Consider the following 24196-nt stretch of genomic DNA (forward strand, 5'->3'; position numbering starts at 1 on the left):
ACGCTAATAACAGGAATCCCCTAAATAATTCGGGTTGCAGGCAGGCGGCAAGCGAAGAAGTCCCGATGAGCTGACATGAGTCAGTGATTCGGGCGACTGAACGCAGCCAACGCATCTGCAACCCGAATAGGGGGAGTTGAGACGCTAATAACAGGAATCCCCTAAATAATTCGGGTTGCAGGCAGGCGGCAAGCGAAGAAGTCCCGATGAGCTGACATGAGTCAGTGATTCGGGCGACTGAACGCAGCCAACGCATCTGCAACCCGAAGTATGACGGGGATTTATTCGTGCAGGCCGCATTCGCGTTTGAGTCCGAAGAATCGCGTATCCTCTTCCTTCATCCCTTCTTCCCATTTTTTCGTCGTATGCGTGTCACCGACGGAAAGATAGCCCTGATCCCACAGCGGGTGATAGCTCAGGCCGTTGTCTTGCAGATAACGGAAAATCTGACGGTTATCCCAGTCAATAATTGGCAGGATTTTAAACACCCCACGTTGTACCGCCAGCACCGGCAGATGCGCACGGCTGCCGGATTGCTCACGACGCAGACCGGCGAACCAGGTCTGCACACCCAGCGTCTGAATCGCCCGATTCATTGGCTCGACTTTGTTGATGTGGTTGTATTTTTCGATACCCTCAACGCCCTGCTCCCACAGTTTGCCGTAACGCGCTTCCTGCCAGGCAGCCGAGTGTTCAGCGCGGAATACCTGCAGGTTCAGGTTTAGCTGTTCAGTTAACGTATCAATAAACTGATACGTCTCCGGAAACAGATAACCGGTATCGGTCAGGATCACCGGAATGTCCGGTTTTTGCTGAGTGACTAAATGCAGACAGACCGCCGCCTGAATGCCGAAGCTGGAAGACAGCGCGAATTCGCCGGGCATGTTTTCCAGCGCCCATTGCACACGCTCCTGCGCGGACAGTTTCTCCAGGCTGACATTAATTTCCGCCAGCGCCATAGATTGTCCGGACTTCGGCATGTCATTCAGTTCAGCCAGAGTAAGATTCAGCAAACTCATATTGCCTCCAGTCGGTTATCGCGCTTAGTCATAAAAGTCGCGTGCCGGATCCAGCACCGGCTTAATGATCCCGGCGCGGATCACGAAGTCACCAAAGCCTTCACCGGTTTCGCGCTCTTTCGACCAGCGACCGACCAGTTCGTCAATGATGCTCAGGATCTCTGCATCAGAAATATTTTCACGATACATACGCGGAATACGTGTTCCTGCACGGTTACCGCCGAGGTGCAGGTTGTAACGGTTCAACGCCTTCCCTACCAGACCAATTTCCGCCAGCAGCGCACGGCCACAGCCGTTCGGACAACCGGTCACGCGCAGAACGATGTGTTCATCGCCCACACCGTGTCCGTGCATGATGCCTTCCACTTTGGTGACAAATTCAGGCAGGAAACGTTCCGCTTCCGCCATCGCCAGCGGACAGGTCGGATAAGACACACAGGCCATCGAGTTTTTACGTTGCTCAGTGACACTGTCGTCAATCAGGCCGTGATTACGTGCCAGAGTTTCGATCGCATCTTTGTCTTTTTCAGCCACACCGGCCACGATCAGATTCTGATTAGCAGTAAGCCTGAAATCCCCCTTATGGATCTTAGCAATTTCTGCCAGTCCGGTTTTCAGCGGCTTGCCCGGGTAATCGAGAATACGGCCATTTTCGATAAACAGCGTCAGATGCCATTGGTTGTCGATACCTTTTACCCAGCCGATACGGTCGCCGCGATCGGTGAATTCGTAAGGGCGGATATCAGCAAACTGAATACCGGCGCGTTTTTCAACTTCGGCTTTGAATACCGGTACGCCGACGCGTTCCAGCGTGTATTTGGTTTTGGCATTTTTACGGTTGGTGCGGTTACCCCAGTCACGTTGCGTGGTCACCACGGCTTCGGCCACGGCCAGCGTGTGCTCCAGCGGAATAAAGCCCAGTTCGCTGGCCGTACGCGCATAAGTGGCTTTATCACCATGGGCGATAGAAAGCCCGCCGCCGACCAGCACATTGAAACCGACCAGTTTACCGTTATCCGCAATCGCCACGAAGTTCAGGTCGTTGGCGTGCAAATCCACGTCATTTTGTGGCGGGATCACGACCGTTGTTTTGAACTTACGTGGCAGATAAGTCGCACCCAGAATCGGCTCTTCATCGGTGGTTTCAACTTTTTCCTGATCCAGCCACACTTCAGCGTAAGCACGGGTGCGCGGCAGCAGATGCTCGGAAATTTTCTTCGCCCACTGATACGCTTCCTGATGCAGTTCAGATTCCACCGGATTAGACGTACACAATACGTTACGGTTAACGTCATTGGCGGTCGCCAGCGCATCCAGTCCGAGTTTATTGAGCAACTGATGCACCGGTTTAACGTTCGGTTTCAGGATGCCGTGGAACTGGAATGTCTGACGGTTAGTAATACGGATGCTGCCATACAGCGTGCTGTCTTCGGCAAATTTGTCGATCCCCAGCCACTGCGCAGGTGTCATCACTCCGCCCGGCAAGCGGCAACGCAGCATCATGGCGTGGCGCGGTTCCAGTTTCTGTTCAGCGCGTTCAGCACGGATATCACGGTCATCCTGCTGATACATGCCGTGGAAGCGGATCAGCAGGAAGTTGTCACCGTTGAAGCCGCCGGTCAGGCCGTCTTTTAAATCATCGGCAATCGTCCCGCGCAGGAAATTACTTTCCTTCTTCAGACGTTCAGCGTCAGCCAGCGGGGCATCGACGATCAGCGGGCCGGGGCCGGGATTGAGTTCACTCCACAACTTATTGCTCATCATTTTTTCACTCATAACATTATGCCCAAAATCATTCGAGTTGCAGGTAGGCGGCAACTGAAGGAATCCCGATGAACTGACTCAAGTCAGTTCATCGGGTGATTGAAGGAAGCCAACACCCCTGTAATTTGAAGGATGCAGGGCATTAGTACACATCACGCTGATAACGGCGATCAAGGCGCAATTCACTGAGATATTCGTCGGCCGTTTCCAGATCCATTTCGCCATATTGCGCAATGATTTCCAGTAATGCCTGCTCGACGTCCTTCGCCATACGGTTGGCATCGCCACAAACATACACATGCGCGCCTTCCTGCAACCATTGCCAGACTTCGGCTCCCTGCTCACGCAGTTTGTCCTGTACGTATACTTTTTCAGCCTGATCGCGTGACCATGCCAGGGAGATATTCGTCAGCAGGCCGTCCTTGACGTAACGTTGCCATTCAACCTGATAGAGAAAATCATCGGTAAAGTGCGGGTTACCGAAGAATAACCAGTTTTTGCCGGTAGCTCCGTCGTTATCTCGCTGCTGAATGAAAGCGCGGAACGGCGCAATACCGGTGCCCGGCCCGATCATAATGACCGGCTTTTCAGGATCCGCTGGCAGGCGGAAGTTGTCGTTATGCTCGATGAAAACTTTCACTTCGCCGTCTTCTTCCAGGCGATCGGCCAGGAAACCTGAAGCGCCACCGGAGCGTGAACGCCCGTCGATTTCGTAACGCACCACCCCCACGGTAATATGCACTTCTGTTTCGGTTTCAGCCTGCGAGGAGGCAATCGAATACAGGCGCGGTGTCAGCGGACGCAGTAAATCCACCAGTTGCTGTGCATCCAGCTCCGTCGGTGCGCGGCGTACCATGTCAGCAAACGGTACGGTCTGTGCGTATTGCTGAAGCGCAGGTTTATCGGCCAGTAAACCGGTCAGATGTTCGTCGCGGCACAGCGCGGCGTATTTTTCAATAATCGGTGTCGTGTTCTGGGTCAGTTCAATGTGATGTTGCAGGGCCTGTGAAAGCGGCAGTTTTTTATCGTTCACCTCAACGATTTCATCGCCTTTCAGCCACAGCAGTTCAACGATTTCCTGCACCAGTTGCGGATCGTTTTCAAACCAGATCCCCAGCGCATCGCCCGGCTGGTAACGCAGACCGGAATCGCCGAGATCAATTTCCAGATGACGAACGTCTTTGTCAGAATCGCGGCCGGTAATTTTCTGATTAACGGAAAGTGTCGCGGTCAGCGGCGCTTCTTTCGTATAAGGGCTGCTGTCGACCTGATTCACACTGCCTGCCAGCGTCGGAGCCGCCTGCGCCGCAGTGTCAGCCGGTACGCGCTGTTTGAGCACATCGACAATACGTTTACGCCAGTTTTCGGCGGCTTCTTTATATTCAACGTCAGCATCAACGCGGTCTAACAGGCGTTCTGCCCCCAGTTCGCCCAGACGGGTATCGAAGTCTTTACCCGCCTGACAGAAGAATTCATAAGAGGTATCACCCAGCGCAAACACCGCAAAGGCGGTGTCTTTCATGTTTGGCGCTTTTTTGGATTGCAGGAATTTATGCAGCGCGACCGCTTCTTCCGCCTGCTCGCCTTCGCCCTGAGTAGAGGCCACAATCAGCAGCAGCTTTTCCTGGCCGATTTGTTTGAATTTATAGTCACCGGCATTCACCAGATTAACGTTAATTTTCGCGGCGATCAGGTCATCACGCAGTTGCTCGGCAACACGGCGGGCGTTACCCGTTTGCGAGGCGGAAATCAGGGTTACCGACGCGGCAGTCTGTGCCGGAGCAGGCGCTGCAACCGCGCCCGGTTGCTGATTCACCCTGCCCCAGAAATATCCGGACAGCCAGGCCATCTGAGTCGGTGAGTAATCACCAATCGCCGATTGAAGGCGGGCCATTTGCTCGGGGGTCAGCGGGAGCAGTGAAGTTGGAGGAGCCTGAGTCGTCATCGCGGTACGAATTCCCTTATGCAAAAGCAAGTCATCAATCCGGCCCCCTGCGCCTTTTACAGTGTGTTTTCGCGCGGGAAAGACCTTTCAGAGGATGTAGGTTAACGAGGCGGATAATAACAATTAAAGAAGTGATGGAAATAATAAATAACCAAAATGACTAAGAGGATTTAGAGGTAAGGTCTATCTGAAAAAGTGGTAAGCGACGATTTTTATCATACTGAAATCGCTAAAAATTTTCTTCGCTGTTCTCAGGCTCTCTGCAAAGTGCCGGATACATAAAGAAAAACCCCGCCGGAGCGGGGTGATGAATTTTTTTCAGGATTGAAGACTTTTTAAAGATGGAAAGCATTGTGCTGCTCAAACCACGCAAACTGACCTGCGGCAAATACCGACATTTTACTGCCGCTGTGACCGATGTCTGACAAATCCATAAAGTGCCAGTTAAACGGCGTGTTGTTCTGTTCAGCGCGTTGCTGGGACGTGGTGAAATAACTCTCGGCGCGTTCCAGCCGGTTAGTGCCTTGCGCCATCGCCTGCTTGGATTTACGCAGCAGATGATTCTCAGGATCATCGTCTTCAGCCCCGACGGCAATCAGCACCGGTTTGGCAAAATAATCATTAAGTTGCTGCTGACTGACCACTACCGGCGCTTCACGTAAACCGTAAGGCCAGCGCTGATCGGTATCCGGCAATGTCCACCAGCCCGCGGCGGCACAGACTGCAGCTTTGACATTCGGCTCAGGCAACAGCGTCAGCATACGGTGGACAAACTGGCAGCCCGCACTGTTACCAAACAAATAGTACTGTTTCTGGCGGGTGATGCCCTGTTTTTGCAGCGTCGTAAACAGATTATCGACAATACTGAACGCCCACTGCGATTTCGGCAGGCGACGATGCGTTTTGCTGTCCGTCAGGTTGCCCAGGTTATATCCCGCCGCACCGGGGAAATCCTGCTCGCTGAAATGTGGCACGATGACGCGCAAATGATATTGATCGGCGACGGTCATCCAGTCATTGCGATACGTGGCTGCATTACGGTCAACGCCGGTCATGACCATGACTACCGGCGTCGTCTCATCCGCACCGACCGGTTGATAGGTGAAAACGTCCAGCGGCTTTTTGCCCGGTGCCAGTGCGATATGCATCACCCCGGATCCTGGCGGGAAAATCAGAGGCGCTTTACTGACCGGAGTTTTGACAACCTGAGAGGTTTTCACCACCGGTTTAGCCGCAGCAGACGCGGGCTCCTGAGCAGGCACCGTGGTTTCTGCCCGTACACCGGCAGAGAACAACAGCGCCAGAACAGCGCAACGAAGCACAGTAATCATTCACTATCTCAACAGGTTAGTTTCTACTGGCTCACTGTAAGCCAGCAATGCGGGTAGAGTAAAGAGAGGAGAAGTCAGGATTTGGTGAAGAAAAGCGCAGTTAAGTCATGGCACGTAAGCGGGTATTCCGGTACTATGCCGCGTTTTTTCGAGCAACGAGACTGCCTTATGACCACCACATTGTTTAAAGATTTTCAGTTTGAAGCCGCCCACCATTTACCCCATGTGCCTGCCGGGCATAAGTGCGGAAGGCTACACGGCCACTCTTTCACCGTCCGTTTAGAAATCACCGGTGAAGTGGATCCGCATACTGGCTGGGTGATGGATTTCGCCGATCTGAAAGCTGCGTTTAATCCGACGCTGGATCGTCTCGATCACTATAATCTGAACGACATTCCGGGTTTAGAAAACCCGACCAGCGAAGTGCTGGCCGCGTGGATCTGGAACGAGATGAAACCTAAGCTGCCACTGCTCAGCGCCGTGCGCGTCAAAGAAACCTGCACAGCAGGCTGCGTTTATAAAGGCTAACGCAGGATACCCACAATCCTTCGTGCGATGTCCGCGCGGCAATTGAATGATTCCCCCGGCGCTGACAATCGTCAATGACTGGGGTGAATGAAAGCAGCCAGCGCAGAGGTAGTGCGAAGGATGCTGGGTATCAGGCGATATTTAAATATTTGTGCGTTTGCATCGACAGTCGCCAGTTCCTAGCAATACAGGTTGCGATGCAAAGTTTGGTGGCGTCTTCTTTTTGACTGATCGGCTGCAAGGCAATAATACGCGCTTTGCTGTCAGTCAGTGTTTCAAGCAAGGCATCCAGTGCGTCGATATCACGCTGACGCGCCACCGGATGTTTCACTTCATCTGCACGTTTCAGTGCCTGCGGCAGAATGTCGTACCCCCCGCGCATATTCACTTTCGGCGAAACGGTCACCCAGGTATTCACTGAACAACGCACTTCATGCGTGCCACTGGTTTCAATCTGGCAACTGAAACCGTTTTTTTCCAGCAATGACGTCAGTCCGGTGAGATCATAAATGCATGGCTCGCCGCCGGTGATCACCACATGGCGGGCGGTGTAACCTTGCTGTGTGATAACCTCAAGCAATTGTTCTGAGGTAGCATTGCCCCAGGCATCACTTTCTTCGGTTTTGATCAAAATGCGCTGCATATCGACTTCCCGATCGGCAATTTTATCCCAGGTGTGTTTGGTGTCGCACCAGCTGCACCCTACAGGACAGCCTTGCAGGCGCACAAAAATCGCCGGCACACCGGTAAAATAGCCTTCCCCTTGCAGGGTTTCGAACATCTCATTAATCGGGTACTGCATCAGTTTCTCAGCCATCTCAAAAAAGTCAGCACGCATTATCGCAGATCACAGGCGCTGCGCCAAACAGAGGGCGCAGCGGGAGTGTCTGTAAAAATGTTTATCGGCCCGGAGAGTGAATAGCGTCAGTAAAGCGTTGCGTGATCTGCTGCGGGCGGGTGATTGCCCCCCCGACCACAACAGCATGCGCGCCAAGTGCTAAACACCGTGCCGCCATTTCAGGTGTTTCCACGTTTCCCTCGGCAATGACCGGCGTCCTGCACCGCGCCAGCACTTGTCGCAGGAAGGCGAAGTCGTCATGCCAGAGTTTATGACCCTGTGTCTCCTGAGTATAGCCATGCAATGTTGTGCCGATACAATCAAAACCTAAAGTCTGCGCGTTCAGCGCTTCTTCTAAGGTTGAGATATCCGCCATAAGCAATAGCGCCGGGAACTCCTCACGAATACGATGCACCAGCGCCGCAAGTTGCATGTCCCCCGGGCGCTGACGGGTAGTGGCATCCATCGCGATCATATCCGGTGCAACGGCCATCAGCTCGCGCACTTCCGCCAGGGTGGCGGTAATGTAGACATCGCTTGCCGGATAATCACGCTTAATGATGCCGATAACCGGCAGCGGAACAGTGGCGCGAATGGCTTTCACATCCGTGGCACTGTTAGCCCGGATCCCCGCTGCGCCGCCCTGCAGAGCGGCAAGCGCCATGCGGCTCATAATAAAATCGCTGTGCAGCGGTTCGTCATCCAGCGCCTGACAGGACACGATCAACTGTCCCCTGACGGTCGTTAACATTGACTGATTCATACTCCCAACATCTCCTCAATTTCATTTTTAATAATCGTGACATGCGGCCCGTAGATGACCTGAATACCGTTCCCGCGCATCAGCACGGCACGCGCACCGCTGGCCTTCAGCATCTTTTCATCCACTTTAGCGGCCTGACGGACGCTAATGCGTAAACGCGTTGCACAACAATCCAGCTCCGCGATGTTGGACGCGCCGCCAAGTGCTTCAATAATGATCCCGGCGCGATCGGTCACGACGTTGTCCTGCTGAATTTCAGCCTCATCACGCCCCGGCGTTTTCAAGTTGAAGCGCCTGATGAGATAACGGAAAGAGAAGTAGTAAAGGGCAAACCACGGCACGCCGACCAGCGGGACATACATCCAGTGAGTTTTGCTTTCCCCCTGTAAGACCCCGAACAGAATGAAATCGATAAAGCCACCGGAAAAAGTCTGTCCGATGGTGATCTGCAAAATGTGGGCAATCATAAATGCCAGACCATCGAACACCGCGTGCAGGACATACAGCATTGGTGCGACAAACAGGAACGAAAACTCGATAGGTTCGGTGATCCCGGTCAGGAATGAGGTCAGTGCCGCCGAAAGCAGCAGCCCGGCGACGCGCTTTTTATTCTCAGGCCGCGCCGTGTGATACATCGCCAGACAGGCACCCACCAGGCCAAACATCATGGTAATGAAGCGCCCGGACATAAACCGTGAAGTACCGATATAAAACTGCTGCGTATTGGGGTCTGCCAGCTGGGCAAAGAAGATCCGCTGCGTGCCTTCCACCAGATGTCCGTTGACCACTTCGGTGCCACCAAGTGCGGTGGTCCAGAAAGGCAGATAGAAAATATGATGCAGGCCGAACGGGCCAAGCATACGCAGCACAAAACCGTAAATGAAGGTGCCGAGGTAACCCGTCGCATCCACCAGCCCGCCCATGCCAAAAATCACTTTCTGGAAGTGTGGCCAGATGAAGAACATTACCGCTCCAACGACAATAGCCGCGACGGAGCTGATGATCGGCACAAAGCGGGAACCGCCAAAAAAGCCGAGAAACTGCGGTAATTCGATTTTGTTATAACGGTGATGGAGCCACCACGTCACGAGCCCAATCACCACACCGCCAAACACGCCGGTTTCCAGCGTCTGGATACCGAGCGCCATCCCCTGCCCTGCCGCACTCAGATTGCTGGTCGCGAGTTGCCCCCTGAGGATCAAAATGGCGTTGATGGTCGCGTTCATCACCAGATACCCCAGCAGTGCGGACAAACCGGCAGTTCCTTTATCACTGCGGGCCAGTCCGACGGCGACACCGACGGCAAACAGCACAGCCAGATTGGCAAAGACGATCGATCCGGCACTGGCCATGACGGTGAAAATCGCCTGCAAGGCCGGGATATTCAAAAACGGATACGCCGTTAACGTATTGGGATTAGAAAGTGCCCCGCCAATCCCCAACAGCAATCCGGCAGCGGGCAAAATAGCGATAGGCAACATGAAAGACTTGCCAAACTTTTGGGCTCTTTCGAACCAGGCCCCGCCCCCTGAACCATTGAATATTGACATGAGATGACTCCGCGTTGTGTTGTTGTGATAATTATTTTCACCACACTATATAAATAAAATAATAATTACCATCTAATGTGCCCGGTGATCAATACGGAATTCTTCTGGCGTTAACGGCGTCACATCAGCCAAACTAGTCAGGTCAATTATTCTGAGGAGAACACAGTGAGTCAGACCAAGGAAACAGGCACGCTGTTACTGCGCATGCGTCAGGGGCTGGAGAATTACAGCCCCACACTGCACAAGCTGGGCAGTTTTGTGCTGGAACAGCCGCAGCGCGTGCTTTACCTGACCATCACTGAACTGGCGCGGGAGAGTGATACCAGTGAAGCCAGTGTCACGCGGCTTTGCCGCCAGCTGGGTTGCAAAGGGTTTACTGAATTTAAGATGGGTCTCGCACTTGAGACGCGCCAAACTCCGGCATTGCACCCGGCTGAAGGCAATGATGATATTCAGACACTTATCGAAGACAGCATCACCGCCCTGCGTGATACCGGAAAGCTGCTCGATCGTCAGGTGGTGGCGGGCGCCGCATCGCACATTCATCATGCACGCTCCGTGCAGGTGTATGGTGTCGCCGCCAGCGCTATCGTGGCCGACTATCTGGGTTACAAGCTGCTGCGCCTGGGCAAAGCGTCGCAATGTTTCGCCGATATGCACCGCGCTGCGATGAATGCGGTGAGTCTGGACGGTCAGGATGTTGTGGTGGTCATTTCCAGCTCAGGTTCAACGAAAGATGTCTTGCACGCCGCCGCGCTGGCGAAGCGTCAGGGCACCACGGTCATCGGCATCAGCAATACGCTGCACAGCCCGCTTTCCTCGCTGGCCGATATATTACTGGTGGCCGCCAAACCTGAAGGCCCACTGACAGCGGGATTATTAACATCAAAAGTCGGCGGAATGTTGCTGGTGGAAATACTGATAAATCAGCTGCTAACCCTCTCCCCGGATTACCTGCAGGCCAGCGAACACAGTGCGAGTGCCACGCTTTCCTTATTGCTCTAAGCCAGCGATTTCCGCACTTTCCCCTGAATTACAGGCATAAAAAAACCCGCCGGAGCGGGTTTTAAGAAAGCGTTACAGGCGCAGTAATTACTGACCTTTCACTTCTTTCAGACCGTTGAACGGAGCAGGAGTACCCGCAGCCGCCAGCGCTTCTTCGATACGGATCAGCTGGTTGTATTTAGCAACACGGTCAGAACGGCTCATAGAACCGGTTTTGATCTGGCCTGCAGCAGTACCCACCGCGAGATCGGCGATGGTAGCATCTTCAGTTTCGCCTGAACGGTGAGAGATAACGGCAGTGTAGCCAGCGTCTTTCGCCATTTTGATCGCAGCCAGAGTTTCGGTCAGAGAACCGATCTGGTTGAATTTGATCAGGATGGAGTTAGCGATGCCTTTATCGATACCTTCTTTCAGGATCTTGGTGTTGGTTACGAACAAATCGTCGCCCACCAGCTGGATTTTGTCGCCCAGAACTTTAGTCTGGTAAGCGAAACCATCCCAGTCAGATTCGTCCAGACCGTCTTCGATAGACACGATTGGATACTGTTTGGTCAGCTCTTCCAGGAAGTGAGTGAATTCTTCAGAGGTGAAAGCTTTGTTGCCTTCGCCGGCCAGAACGTATTTACCGTCTTTGTAGAATTCAGATGCCGCACAGTCCATTGCCAGAGTCACGTCTTTACCCAGCTCGTAACCTGCTTGTTTTACCGCTTCAGCGATAACAGCCAGAGCTTCGGCGTTAGAACCCAGGTTTGGCGCATAGCCACCTTCGTCACCTACAGCAGTACCCATGCCTTTAGATTTCAGCACTTTAGCCAGAGTGTGGAACACTTCTGAACCCATGCGGATAGCTTCTTTCAGCGTTTTGGCGCCAACAGGCTGGATCATGAACTCTTGAATATCAACGTTGTTGTCAGCGTGTTCGCCGCCATTGATGATGTTCATCATAGGCAGTGGCATAGAATATTTGCCCGGAGTGCCGTTCAGTTCTGCAATGTGTGCGTACAGTGGCAGACCTTTAGAAGCAGCAGCAGCTTTAGCAGCAGCCAGGGAAACAGCCAGAATCGCGTTAGCACCGAACTTAGATTTGTTCTCGGTACCGTCCAGATCAATCATGATCTTGTCGATGTTAGCCTGGTCTTTAGCGTCTTTACCGGTTACAGCCTGAGCGATAGGACCGTTTACAGCAGCAACGGCTTTCAGTACGCCTTTGCCCAGGAAACGGGATTTGTCACCGTCACGCAGTTCCAGCGCTTCGCGGGAACCGGTAGAAGCACCAGATGGCGCAGCAGCCAGACCAACAAAACCGCCTTCCAGATGAACTTCAGCTTCTACGGTCGGGTTACCACGGGAGTCGATGATTTCACGACCGATGACTTTAACGATTTTGGACATTAGGATTTCCTCAGTACAAGTTAACTAAAGCTTCAGTTAAACGACGTGCCTGAGACACGTCGTTTCCCCGGTATTTTATTTTACCTGACGCTTCTGATACTCACCGGCAGCCTTCACAAAGCCTGCAAACAACGGATGACCATCACGCGGCGTTGACGTAAATTCTGGATGGAACTGGCAAGCGACAAACCATGGATGATTCGGCAGCTCAATGATTTCCACCAGTTGCTTATCGCCAGAGCGACCGGCTACGCGTAAACCTGCGGCTTCGATTTGTTTCAGCAGCATATTGTTCACTTCGTAACGGTGACGATGGCGTTCAACTATTGTCGGCTCGCCGTACATCTCACGAACCAGGCTACCGTCGTTCAGGTGACATTGCTGCCCACCTACACGCATGGTACCGCCTAAATCACTGTCTTCGGAACGCACTTCAACGTTACCTTCTTCATCGCGCCATTCGGTGATGAGAGCAACCACCGGGAACTTACAGTCTGGCACAAATTCGGTAGAGTTGGCATTCTCCATACCCGCGACATTACGGGCGAATTCAATCAGTGCAACCTGCATACCCAGACAAATGCCCAGATAAGGAATGTTATTTTCACGTGCATAACGCGCTGTGGCTACTTTTCCTTCAACACCACGGTAACCAAAGCCACCCGGGATAAGGATAGCATCCAGACCTTTCAGCACTTCGACGCCACGGGTTTCGACATCTTGTGAATCAATAAGTTTGATATTCACGGTCAGTCGATTTTTCAGGCCGCCGTGTTTGAGCGCTTCAATCACAGATTTATACGCATCTGGCAGCTCAATGTACTTACCCACCATACCGATAGTGACTTCACCGCCCGGATTGGCCTCTTCGTAAACCACCTGTTCCCATTCGGACAAGTTGGCTTCCGGCGCATTGATGCTGAAACGTTTACAAATATAATCGTCCAGCCCCTGAGATTTCAAGAGCGCCGGTATTTTATAAATAGAATCAACATCTTTAAGAGAAATAACCGCTTTTTCCGGCACGTTACAGAACAACGCGATTTTTGCACGTTCGTTGGCAGGCACAGCGCGATCAGAGCGGCAGATCAGCACGTCTGGCTGAATACCAATAGACAGCAATTCTTTCACTGAGTGCTGAGTCGGTTTGGTTTTCACTTCACCGGCAGCGGCCATGTAAGGCACCAGCGTCAGGTGCATATACAATGTGTGCTCACGGCCGACTTCAACCGCCATCTGACGAATCGCTTCCAGGAACGGCAGGGATTCGATATCACCGACAGTACCGCCAATTTCAACCAACACAACATCGTGTCCTTCGCCACCTTCAATGATCCGTTCTTTGATGTTGTTGGTGATGTGCGGGATAACCTGAATGGTTGCGCCGAGATAATCGCCGCGGCGCTCTTTGCGCAGCACGTCAGAATAAATACGGCCCGTGGTGAAGTTGTTGCGGCGAGTCATCTTGGTACGGATGAAACGCTCGTAGTGACCCAGATCGAGATCGGTTTCAGCGCCATCTTCGGTAACAAAGACTTCGCCGTGTTGAGTTGGGCTCATCGTACCCGGATCCACGTTGATATACGGGTCCAGTTTCATGATGGTCACGTTGAGGCCACGGGCTTCAAGAATAGCCGCCAGAGAGGCTGCGGCAATGCCTTTACCCAGAGAGGATACGACCCCGCCGGTCACAAAAATATAATTAGTTGTCATGCTGAACCTGAGAGGTTAGGTTTAAAGATGATGGAGTAACCAAGACGGGAAAACAGTATACCGGAACCTTGTGTGCGCCACAAATAAACGTTTTGCTGTCCATCATCGTTTTCCTTACCGTCCGTTCACCAGGGTTAACCCTGCCGGCCCTGTTCTTTCATTCTTTCAAAAACAACCAGTTACCTTATTAAAAGTGCTGTGTTGCTCGCATGACATGCTAAAACATCTTAGATTTCAATTTGTTGGACTTTACTGCCGCAGATCAGCCGGTTAAGCCGTCCAGAGTACTGAGCTTAACCGTTTCAGCTTGTGCAGATATTGTTTCCGATCAAAGTCCCTTGTGGAACTCAGCCTTCCCGCTTTTTCACCTGTTGCCAGGCGGCTTCCATCTGTTCAAGCGTCGCCTCCTCCATGTTTAAGCCTTTTTCACGGATAATTTCCTCGACCTGCCTGAAACGGCGCTCAAACTTGCGGTTGGCCGCCTGCAATGCATCTTCCGCTTTATGACCCAAATGGCGTGAGAGATTAACGGTCGCAAACAGCAAATCCCCTATTTCCTCGCCGAGCTTTTCTTCATCAATCACCACCTGACGCGCTTCGAACATCACTTCATCGATTTCTTCGTACACTTTGTCGAGAACCGGTCCGAGCGTCGTCCAGTCGAAGCCGACATTCGAACAGCGCTTCTGGATTTTGTGCGCTTTCATCAGCGCAGGGAGGGCGGAAGGAATATCATCGAGCGCTGAATGCAGGGATTTCTCCGCCCGCTCCTGCGCCTTGCGCGCCTCCCATTTGACCAGTACGTCTTTGCTGCTGGCGTCTTTCGACCAGGCTGCTTCCTGCCCAAAAATTTGCGGATGACGGCGCTCTAATTTATCTGAAATGGCATTGCAGATATCGTCAAATTCAAACAACCCCTGTTCACTGCCCATCTGTGCGTAAAACACCACCTGAAACAGTAAATCGCCCAGTTCGTCGCGCACATCGTCGTAATCTTTGCGGGCAATGGCATCCAGCACTTCGTAGGTTTCTTCCAGCGTGTACGGGGCGATCGTCTCGAAAGTTTGCTCTTTATCCCATGGACAACCCGCTTGCGGGTCGCGCAGGGTTTTCATAATGGTGAGCAGGCGTTGCAAAGAAGATTCGGTCATAAGATCTGTCCGTTTTTAAAAGGTTGTCAGAAGCAAAAAAGAAAAGGCCCGTCGAACGGGCCTTAGAAGCAGGTAATCAACTGCCATGAAGTCGTTTGGCTTCAATCACATCCGGCAACTGGTTCAGTTTGGCAATCACACGCCCCAGAACCTGCGGGTTGTAGATCTCGATATCCATATCGATAGTTGCCAGTTGCTGACGGGTATCGCTGCGGCTGGCCACGCCGAGAACATTCACTTTTTCATTGGCCAGAATGGTGGTGATATCGCGCAGCAAACCGCTGCGGTCATTGGCGACGACACGCACGACCAGTGAATACCCGCTGGAATAGCTTTCGCCCCACACTGCATCAACCACGCGTTCCGGGGCATTTGAGCGTAAATCTTCCAGTTGATCACAATCGGCACGGTGGATTGAAATTCCGCGTCCCTGAGTAATGTAACCCACGATTTCGTCGCCCGGTATCGGCTGGCAGCAGCGTGCAATGTGGTGCATCAGATTGCCCACACCTTCAACCACCACGCGGCCATTGTCTTTGCTGCGGGTCGGTGGCGGCGTGGTTTTCTGCGTCAGCTGGCGCAGCGCTTCTTTGTCCAGTTCTTCCGCACTCGGCTTTTTCAGCTGCGATTGCAGGAAGTTCACCATCTGATTCAGGCGGATATCGCCGTTCCCGATCGCCGCCAACACTTCATCGAGCGAGTTAACGTTATAGCGTGGCAGCAGCAGTTTCTCGGCATCTTTGATGCTGATATCCAGCCGGTCCAGTTCGTCATCGAGGATTTGCTTACCGGCAATAATATTCTTATCGCGATCCTGTTTACGGAACCAGTTTTGAATTTTCGAACGTCCGCGGCTGGTCGTAACATAACCGAGGCTCGGATTCAGCCAGTCACGGCTTGGGTTCGCATGCTTCTGGGTGATGATTTCAATCTGATCGCCCATTTGCAACTGATAGGTAAACGGCACAATGCGGCCGCCGATTTTCGCCCCGATACACCGGTGACCGACATCGCTGTGGATGTGGTAAGCAAAATCGAGCGGCGTGGAACCCATCGGCAGATCGATGACGTCGCCTTTTGGCGTAAACACGTACACACGGTCGTCGAAGACCTGGCTGCGCACTTCATCGAGCATTTCGCCCGAATCGGCCATCTCTTCCTGCCACGCAATCAGTTTACGCAGCCAGGCAATACGACCTTCGTAGCCCCCGCTGCGGCCACCGACGACGGCGGTGCCTTCTTTGTATTTCCAGTGCGCTGCGACGCCCAGTTCAGCATCTTCATGCATCTGACGGGTGCGGATCTGCACTTCCAGCGTTTTCCCGCGCGGCCCTAACACCACGGTGTGAATCGACTGATAACCGTTCGGTTTCGGGTTGGCGACGTAATCGTCGAACTCATCCGGCAGATGGCGGAAATGGGTGTGTACAATCCCTAACGCGGCATAGCAATCCTGTAAGCGCTCCACCACGATACGCACGGCGCGCACGTCGAAGAGTTCGTCAAAGGACAGCGATTTTTTCTGCATCTTGCGCCAGATGCTGTAGATATGCTTGGGGCGTCCGTAAACATCGACTTTAATGCCCTCTTCGGCCATCGCGTTTTTAACGGTCGACACAAAATCGTCGATATACTGCTCACGATCAATACGACGCTCGTGCAGCAGTTTGGCAATACGCTTGTATTCGTCAGGGTGCAGATAACGGAAGCAAAAGTCTTCCAGCTCCCACTTTAGCTGACCGATACCCAGACGGTTGGCCAGGGGCGCATAAATATTGGTACATTCTTTGGCCGCCAGTACGCGCTCTTCTTCCGGTGCATCTTTCACTTCGCGCAGATGGGCGATACGCTCAGCCAGTTTCAGCACCACGCAGCGGAAATCTTCCACCATCGCCAGCAGCATGCGGCGGACATTATCCACCTGCTCGGAGGCCATAGAGTCGTTTTGCGTGGCTTTCAGCTGGCGGATGGCGTCCATGTCACGTACGCCGTGTACCAGATCAGTAATGCCCTTGCCGAACTGTTGAGTCAGAGTATCTTCGTCGATGATGCCGTCATCAACCAGCGGGAACAGAAGCGCCGCGCGCATACTGTCGTTATCCATACTGAGGGTCGAGAGGATTTCAACCATCTCCAGACCGCGCCACAGCAGCAACGAAGCGTCAGGATGGCCCTGCGTTTGTTGCTCGCAGTAGCGCCAGGTTTCGGCTAAACGCTCACATGATTGCTGGCTGGACAGTCCTAAACTGCTGATCCAGTCGTCGAGCGCGAACTCGCCAGCCGTATTCAGATGTGCACTTCTTACCGCAACCATACCCTCTCCCTACGTTTCTGACACAACACCTGTGTCAGACGGGTTGATAAACAGAGCCATCGATTCAAGATGCCCGGTGTGCGGGAACATATCCAGCATACGCACCTGAGCCAAGCGATAACCCGCCTCCAACAAAATTTTACTGTCCCGCGCCAATGTTGTGGGATTGCATGACACATACACCACACGCGCCGGGGCAAGCTTAACGATATGCGTCATGACGCCAGCAGCGCCACCACGGGCAGGATCCAGCAAGATTTTATTGAAACCTTGTGCCGCCCAGGGTTGTTTACTGACATCATCTTCCAGATTCTCATGAAAGAAGGACGCATTAAGTAATCCATTATTCCGGGCATTATCTTGCCCATTCGCCACCAGTGTAGCAACACCTTCGACGCCGACAACCTGCTTAGCTCTTTTTGCCAGCGGAAGGGTGAAATTCCCCATCCCGCAGAACAAATCCAGCACGCGATCTTCCGGCGTCAGTTCCAGCCACGCCAGGGCCTGCGCCACCATTTGCTGGTTAACGACGTCATTTACCTGAATAAAATCGCGCGGGCCAAATTTCAGATCCAGACCCTCAATCTGATAATAAGGTGTCTCCCCGCACAAAAGCTCCAGCCTCTCACTGTCAGGGGCCAGAAAAATCGTTAACTGATGTTGCACCGCAAACGTCGTCAGGCGCGCGCGATCGGCCTCACTGAGCGGATCAAGATGACGCAGCACCAACAGCGGGCCGTTATCCGCCAGCACCATTTCCAGATGTCCGAGACGCTTCGCCGCCGATAATGACGACAAACATGCCTGCACCGGTACCAGCAGTTGCTCCAGTTCAGGCCGCAGCACCGGACAACGGGTCACCGCCACCAGATCGTTTGAGCCTTCCTGACGAAACCCCATTATCAGCGTGCCATTTGCCGGACCCGCTTTACGCCCGGGCTTAACGCCCGCGATTTGCAATCCGAGACGCGCACGGCGGCGATAACCGTATTGCGGGCCCGCAATCACCGGTTGCGGTTGTGCCTCAATACCGGTTTCCCGTGAAATCAGACGTAATAACGCCGCCGATTTACTGCGCTGTTGCAGCGCTTCGCTGGCATGCTGTTGCTGACATCCGCCACAGGTCGCATAGTGCGGACACACCGGTTTTACCCGATCATCGCTGGTGGTCAGCAAACGCTTCAGCTTACCTTTGGCGTACTTACTTTTATCTTCTGTTAAAGTGACGTCTGCCTGTTCACCGGGCAGTAAGCCACTGACAAATACGGCTTTGCCATTGTGACGCGCCACACCTTGCCCGAAAGCATCCAGGTCGGTAGCGGTCACAGTTATCGTTTGCCGGGTCGTCACACGACGGTTCGGAGAGTAGAATTGAGCCATTATTGTCGATTACACGCTGGTTTATTAAGCTTACTTTAGCTAATTCTCCCACATTGGAACCTCATGACCAAATATAGCCTTCGCGCACGGATGATGATCCTGATCCTGGCACCGACCTTAATGATCGGTTTGCTGCTCAGCACCTTCTTCGTGGTGCACCGCTACAACGAGTTGCAAAACCAGCTGACAGAAGCCGGAGCCAGCATTATCGAGCCTCTGGCAGTCGCAAGCGAATATGGCATGACGTTCCGGGAACGCGAACCGGTCAAACGGCTGATCAGCCGCCTGCACCGCAATCATTCTGATATTGTACGCAGCATCAGTGTATTTGATGGCGCGAACAAACTGTTTGCCAGTTCGACCAGCCAGCATGACGGCAGTCCGTTGCAGGTAAAACGCGTCGAAGACATTCCCCGTGAGCTGACGAAAACCCGCTCCGGCGATGTACTGATCCTGCGCACGCCTATTCAGGCCGAAAATCATACAGAAGCCGATGATGAGACGTTCAGCGCCTCGCCGGACAATCGTCTGGGTTACATTGCTATTGAACTGGATTTACGTTCGGTAAAACTGGCGCAATATCAGGAAGCGTTCGTTTCCACCATGCTGTTGTTGCTGTGTCTGGGTATTGCCACGCTGTTCGCTTACCGCCTGATGCGCGACGTGACAGGGCCGATCCGTAATATGGTGAATACCGTTGACCGTATCCGCCGCGGGCAACTCGACAGCCGCGTGGAAGGCAACATGCCGGGCGAACTGAGTATGCTGAAAAACGGCATTAACTCGATGGCGATGTCACTGACGGCCTATCATGAAGAAGTACAACAGAATATCGATCAGGCTACGTCAGACCTGCGCGAAACGCTGGAGCAGATGGAAATACAGAACGTCGAGTTGGATCTGGCGAAGAAACGCGCACAGGAAGCGGCGCGTATCAAATCTGAATTCCTGGCGAACATGTCCCACGAGTTGCGTACACCGCTTAATGGCGTGATCGGTTTTACCCGCCAGACACTGAAAACACCGCTTTCGCCAACACAGGCAGACTATCTGCAAACCATTGAGCGTTCCGCGAATCATCTGCTAACCATCATTAATGACGTGCTGGATTTCTCCAAGCTGGAAGCCGGCAAACTGGTGCTGGAACATATTCCGTTCTCGCTGCGTGAAATGCTCGATGAAGTGGTTATTTTGCTGGCGCATACCGCGCATGATAAAGGTCTGGAACTGACGCTGAACGTCCACAACAACGTGCCGGAAAACGTGCTGGGCGATCCGATGCGCATGCAGCAAGTTGTGACTAACTTGCTGGGAAATGCCATTAAATTTACCGAAACCGGCAACATCGACATTAATGTCGAACTGCGTTCGCAGAACAATTTGCAGGTGGAACTGGAAGTGCAAATCCACGACACCGGCATCGGGATTTCCGAACGTCAGCAGTCACAACTGTTCCAGGCTTTCCGTCAGGCAGATGCCAGCATTTCGCGCCGGCATGGCGGCACCGGATTAGGGCTGGTGATCACCCAGCGTCTGGTGAAAGAAATGGGCGGAGACATCAGTTTCTATAGCCAGATAAACCGCGGTTCGACCTTCTGGTTCCACGTGACACTTGAGCTGAATGAAAACCGTCATATCACGCCGGTCTCCATGAGTCATCTTGAAGGCAAACGTCTGGCCTATGTTGAAGCCAACCCGGCGGCGGCGAAAGCCACGATGGAAATCCTGCAGGCCACCCCCCTGGACGTTACGCATCGCACCACGCTGACTGCGCTCCCTGATCCGTGGTATGACATCATGTTGTGCAGCATTCCGGTCAAACAGGATCAGGTTCCCGCAGACTACGACGGTAAATTACAGAAAGTGCTGGGCATGACACAGCATCTTCTGCTGGCGTTGCCGAGTCAGTTCCAGGTGAATGCCGAAGAATTGAAAAGACGTGGCGTTCAGGCCTGTCTGATTAAACCGATGTCGAGCATCCGCCTGCTGCCGTTGTTGCTGCACCAACAGCAGCCTTCCGTCAGGGTGATCGGCAATGATGAAGACAAGACCTCGCGCCTGCCGCTGACCGCCATGGCGGTGGATGACAATCCGGCAAACCTTAAACTGATTGGCGCCTTGCTGGAAGAACTGGTGGAAACCACCGTGCTTTGCCACAGTGGTGAAGAAGCCATCGAGGTTGCCCGTCATACCGATCTCGACATTATTCTGATGGATATTCAGATGCCGGATATCGACGGCATCCGTGCCAGCGAAATCATCCACCAGATGGCAAGACATACCAACACACCGGTCGTGGCAGTCACTGCGCACTCGCTGAGCGGCGAACGTGAACAGTTACTGAAACTGGGCATGGACGATTATCTGTCTAAACCCATTGATGAAAGCATGCTGAAAAATGTCCTGTCACGCCACCATCAGCATCAGACACAACTGGATTCACCGTTACAGGCCAGCGAGTCACTCGCGCCGATCAGCACGCTCGACTGGCAACTGGCGCTGAGTCAGTCAGCCAATAAAGTTGCGCTGGCTCAGGATTTGTTGCAAATGTTGGTGGAATTCCTGCCCCAGGTGGCAGAACGGGTGGAAGCCGTCACCCGCGGCGAACCGGACAACGATATTCTGGCGCTGATCCATAAGCTTCATGGCAGTTGCAGCTACAGCGGTGTGCCGCGCCTTAAGCAACTGTGTTTCTACATTGAACAACAGCTGCGTCAGGGTGTCAGCGTGGAAATACTCGAACCGGAATGGTTTGAATTGCTTGATGAAATTGACAACGTCAAGCGTGCGGCAGTGGCCTATTTACCCCGCTAGCAATACGACAGTAACAAGATTAACGCCCGGCCCGGGCGTTTTTACAGACTGTCAGATGATGTTCCTCAGAACCAGGTCGTTACCGCGCCCGTGACATCCCACTGTTCGTTCACCAGCAGCAGATGACGCCATTTGTCAAAAGTCAGGCACGGATGGCAGATATCAAACACCAGCATATCGCCGACTTTCAAATCTGCCCCTTCCGGGATCGACATAAACGCATGCTGATCCATCATCGCGAACACTTTCCAGTCGTCAGGTGCCGGCACTACCGTGGTGTATCCTGCCTGCGTGGCACTGCGCGGACGAAAATGTCCGGCGGCTTTCGGGTATCCGGCGTCATAACCGGCATCACGTTTGCCGAGCGCGATAATCGCCCTGCCCGGTTCCGGCAAAGACTGCACGGCCGCCCAGACCTGCAACGCCGGCTGTAAGCTGCTGTTCATTTCACGCGCGACAGGATTGCTGGTTTGCATGCGTTCCAGCGCGGCCTGATACGCGCCAACATCGTGCGTCACATAACAGCCTGAGCGAAGAATAATATCCAGCGTGTAGCGTTTTTCAGCATCCAGATGCGTTTCTTTTCGTGTCAGTTCCTCCGCCACCACATCAAACCAGGCAGAACCTGCGCCGGTTAAAATAACCCGTGGCTCGGCAAATTCTCCGGCCTTTGCCAGCGCTTCGGTGCGCGCCATCACGTGACGCAGGAAGCCGCGGATCACCGCTTCATCATTGCTCACGCCTTCATAAAGCTCGACGCCCACCAGCGCCAGCGATTGCGGCCAGCGTTTTACCGCCGCCAGCACGTCGGCTTCCTGCTGTTCTGTCCGGATACCGGTACGCCCGCCCGCGATACCGTATTCAAACATCACCCGCAGTTTCAACTGATTGCTGGAGAAGTAATGCCCGAGCGCGTCGGCATTTTCGGCCGAATCCACAATACAGGTAAAATCAAAGGCAGTGTCTGCACGCATCAGACCGGCGATTATCGCCATGTTGCCTTTCCCCACCAGCTGATTCGCCATAATGATTTTACGCACGCCGTGAGCAAACGCCGCGCTGACCTGGGGAGGTGTCGCCAGCGTGATACCCCAAGCGCCGAATTCCAGCTGCATCTGATACAGTTCAGGGCTCATGGTCGTTTTGCCATGAGGTGCCAGTTTCAACTGATAGCGCTGGATAAACTCACGCATCCAGGCAAGGTTGTGTTCGATTCGTTCTTCGAGCAGTACGGCCACCGGCAGGCTGACATCTTCACGCAGGATATTCCAGCCCTGTTCACGGATATCGCCCATACGTGCACCGGCGCGCAACGGCCCCAGACCTTTCGTGTGTGTATTAACCGGCTGCTGTGAAAAATCAGTCTCTGACATACGTGTTTTCTCATTGGCGAATGTCTTTAAAACCTAACGTAAAACTGCTGCAAATAAAATACAAAAACCGGCGCAGGCGGAGCCTGAACACCGGTTTTTTATCCTGACAGCTGTCGGTTAAAGCTTTTGCGATAGCTTAACCGTCGCGGCAATATTTCGTGCAGATTTACGCAGGTTGTCTGCGGCGTTTTTCAGGGCATCATCAAGCGTACAAATGCTGTAGAGCACGCTGAAAACAGCATCCAGCCCATGGTCATAAACAATATCAACATCTTTTGTCAGACTGCCGGCGATGCCAATCACCGGTTTATTGTAACGTTTAGCCACCCGCGCCACACCGATCGGCACTTTGCCGTTGATGCTCTGGCTGTCAATCCGCCCTTCGCCGGTGATCACCAGCGTGGCGTCTTTCACCAGTTCATCCAGCCCCAGCGCGTCGGTGACAATCTCAATACCCTGGCGCAGCTCAGCATGACAGAACCCGTAAAGTGCAGCACCCATGCCTCCGGCCGCACCGGCTCCGGGAACATACTCAACGTCAATACCCAGATCTTGTTTGATCACCCGGGCGTAATGGTGCAGATAGCCGTCAAGCTGTTGGATCATCTCCGGTGTCGCGCCTTTTTGCGGCCCGAAGATGGCAGAAGCGCCATCCTTACCGGTCAGCGGATTCGTGACGTCGCAGGCCACTTCGAAGCGGCATGTTTTAATTCTCGGATCCAGCCCGCTGATATCAATGCGATGCAGTTTTTCCAGCTCGCCGCCGCCCTGGCCAATCGGCTTGCCCTCTTTGGTCAGCAGCTTCGCGCCCAGTGCCTGCATCATGCCTGCTCCGCCATCATTGGTGGCACTGCCCCCGATCCCGATAATGCAGTGTTTTACGCCGTGGCCAAGGGCAGAATGGATCAGTTCACCTGTGCCGTACGACGTGGTTTTCAGCGGATTGCGTTGCGCAGGGGGAACACTTTCCAGCCCGCTGGCCGCCGCCATCTCGATGAAAGCGATTTTCTCATCACCTGAAAGCCCGAAGAATGCTTCCAGCGGCGTGCCCAGTGGTCCGGTCACATTCACCTTCACCACCCGTCCGCCGGTGGCTGCAACCATCGCTTCCACCGTGCCTTCGCCGCCATCGGCAACCGGTAACTTGACGTACTCCGCGTCGGGAAAAATTTCACGGAACCCGCTCTCAATGGCTTTTGCCACATCCAAAGCTGACAAACTTTCTTTGTATGAATCCGGTGCGATCACTATTTTCATAAAGTCATTACCTTCATAAACTGCGTGCGCCGATGTGGGAAAGCGCCCTGTCAGTTTTG

Annotated in this window: 17 protein-coding genes; 3 read left to right on the forward strand and 14 right to left on the reverse strand. The window is 53.4% G+C overall.

Annotated elements, in window-relative coordinates; genetic code table 11:
* Window positions 1-281: 281 nt before the first annotated feature.
* From EVX52_RS14950 to EVX52_RS14965, 4 genes are all read right to left on the reverse strand, one after another.
* On the reverse strand, window positions 282-1019 hold the full coding sequence (locus tag EVX52_RS14950) for a phosphoadenylyl-sulfate reductase (protein WP_129954579.1): 738 nt from the start codon (window positions 1017-1019) through the stop codon (window positions 282-284).
* Window positions 1020-1043: 24 nt separating this feature from the next.
* Window positions 1044-2780, reverse strand: coding sequence for an assimilatory sulfite reductase (NADPH) hemoprotein subunit (gene cysI / locus EVX52_RS14955; RefSeq protein WP_129991654.1), 1737 nt, complete (start codon window positions 2778-2780; stop codon window positions 1044-1046).
* A 145-nt stretch (window positions 2781-2925) separates the two neighbouring features.
* Window positions 2926-4728 carry an NADPH-dependent assimilatory sulfite reductase flavoprotein subunit gene (gene cysJ, locus EVX52_RS14960; protein ID WP_129991595.1) on the reverse strand — a complete coding sequence of 601 codons (1803 nt, stop codon included), beginning with the start codon at window positions 4726-4728 and terminating at the stop codon, window positions 2926-2928.
* 335 nt (window positions 4729-5063) lie between these two features.
* Window positions 5064-6059 carry a hypothetical protein gene (locus tag EVX52_RS14965; protein WP_129991596.1) on the reverse strand — a complete coding sequence of 332 codons (996 nt, stop codon included), beginning with the start codon at window positions 6057-6059 and terminating at the stop codon, window positions 5064-5066.
* Between the two features lie 168 nt (window positions 6060-6227).
* Here EVX52_RS14965 and queD point away from each other — a divergent pair, with 168 nt between their 5' ends.
* A complete protein-coding gene (gene queD, locus EVX52_RS14970; RefSeq protein ID WP_113877448.1) occupies window positions 6228-6587 on the forward strand; it encodes a 6-carboxytetrahydropterin synthase QueD in 360 nt (119 codons plus the stop codon).
* A gap of 130 nt (window positions 6588-6717) precedes the next feature.
* Here the strand turns inward: queD and queE are convergent, their stop codons facing one another.
* The 3 genes from queE to EVX52_RS14985 form a co-directional block, all read right to left on the reverse strand.
* Complete coding sequence (queE, locus tag EVX52_RS14975; protein ID WP_129954633.1) at window positions 6718-7389, reverse strand: 7-carboxy-7-deazaguanine synthase QueE; 672 nt, start codon at window positions 7387-7389, stop codon at window positions 6718-6720.
* A gap of 97 nt (window positions 7390-7486) precedes the next feature.
* Window positions 7487-8176, reverse strand: a complete 690-nt coding sequence (locus EVX52_RS14980; RefSeq protein ID WP_205951611.1) for an N-acetylmannosamine-6-phosphate 2-epimerase — start codon at window positions 8174-8176, stop codon at window positions 7487-7489.
* An 8-nt stretch (window positions 8177-8184) separates the two neighbouring features.
* Window positions 8185-9738: a PTS transporter subunit EIIC gene (locus tag EVX52_RS14985; protein WP_129991597.1), complete on the reverse strand. Its 1554-nt coding sequence runs from the start codon at window positions 9736-9738 to the stop codon at window positions 8185-8187.
* A 204-nt stretch (window positions 9739-9942) separates the two neighbouring features.
* Between EVX52_RS14985 and EVX52_RS14990 the strand changes: the two genes are divergently transcribed.
* Window positions 9943-10743, forward strand: a complete 801-nt coding sequence (locus EVX52_RS14990) for a MurR/RpiR family transcriptional regulator (RefSeq protein ID WP_205951610.1) — start codon at window positions 9943-9945, stop codon at window positions 10741-10743.
* A gap of 87 nt (window positions 10744-10830) precedes the next feature.
* On the opposite strand, the gene eno is transcribed toward EVX52_RS14990, so the two are convergent.
* The 5 genes from eno to rlmD all read right to left on the reverse strand — a co-directional run bounded on the left by eno (window position 10831) and on the right by rlmD (window position 18693).
* Window positions 10831-12135 carry a phosphopyruvate hydratase gene (gene eno, locus EVX52_RS14995; protein ID WP_129954567.1) on the reverse strand — a complete coding sequence of 435 codons (1305 nt, stop codon included), beginning with the start codon at window positions 12133-12135 and terminating at the stop codon, window positions 10831-10833.
* 75 nt (window positions 12136-12210) lie between these two features.
* Window positions 12211-13848 carry a glutamine hydrolyzing CTP synthase gene (pyrG, locus tag EVX52_RS15000; RefSeq protein ID WP_013573994.1) on the reverse strand — a complete coding sequence of 546 codons (1638 nt, stop codon included), beginning with the start codon at window positions 13846-13848 and terminating at the stop codon, window positions 12211-12213.
* Window positions 13849-14195: 347 nt separating this feature from the next.
* On the reverse strand, window positions 14196-14999 hold the full coding sequence (gene mazG / locus EVX52_RS15005) for a nucleoside triphosphate pyrophosphohydrolase (RefSeq protein WP_129954565.1): 804 nt from the start codon (window positions 14997-14999) through the stop codon (window positions 14196-14198).
* 76 nt (window positions 15000-15075) lie between these two features.
* Window positions 15076-17313 carry a GTP diphosphokinase gene (gene relA / locus EVX52_RS15010; protein WP_129954563.1) on the reverse strand — a complete coding sequence of 746 codons (2238 nt, stop codon included), beginning with the start codon at window positions 17311-17313 and terminating at the stop codon, window positions 15076-15078.
* A 9-nt stretch (window positions 17314-17322) separates the two neighbouring features.
* Window positions 17323-18693: a 23S rRNA (uracil(1939)-C(5))-methyltransferase RlmD gene (gene rlmD, locus EVX52_RS15015; protein WP_129991598.1), complete on the reverse strand. Its 1371-nt coding sequence runs from the start codon at window positions 18691-18693 to the stop codon at window positions 17323-17325.
* Between the two features lie 63 nt (window positions 18694-18756).
* Between rlmD and barA the strand changes: the two genes are divergently transcribed.
* Window positions 18757-21507, forward strand: a complete 2751-nt coding sequence (gene barA / locus EVX52_RS15020; RefSeq protein WP_129954559.1) for a two-component sensor histidine kinase BarA — start codon at window positions 18757-18759, stop codon at window positions 21505-21507.
* Window positions 21508-21572: 65 nt separating this feature from the next.
* On the opposite strand, the gene EVX52_RS15025 is transcribed toward barA, so the two are convergent.
* Both EVX52_RS15025 and EVX52_RS15030 read right to left on the reverse strand, forming a co-directional pair.
* Complete coding sequence (locus tag EVX52_RS15025; RefSeq protein ID WP_129991599.1) at window positions 21573-22880, reverse strand: amino acid deaminase; 1308 nt, start codon at window positions 22878-22880, stop codon at window positions 21573-21575.
* Window positions 22881-22997: 117 nt separating this feature from the next.
* Complete coding sequence (locus EVX52_RS15030; protein WP_129954555.1) at window positions 22998-24137, reverse strand: glycerate kinase; 1140 nt, start codon at window positions 24135-24137, stop codon at window positions 22998-23000.
* Window positions 24138-24196 lie beyond the last annotated feature (59 nt).

The organism is Rahnella sp. CFA14(1/10) (assembly GCF_004195095.1).
In the GTDB taxonomy this organism is placed as follows: domain Bacteria; phylum Pseudomonadota; class Gammaproteobacteria; order Enterobacterales; family Enterobacteriaceae; genus Rahnella; species Rahnella perminowiae.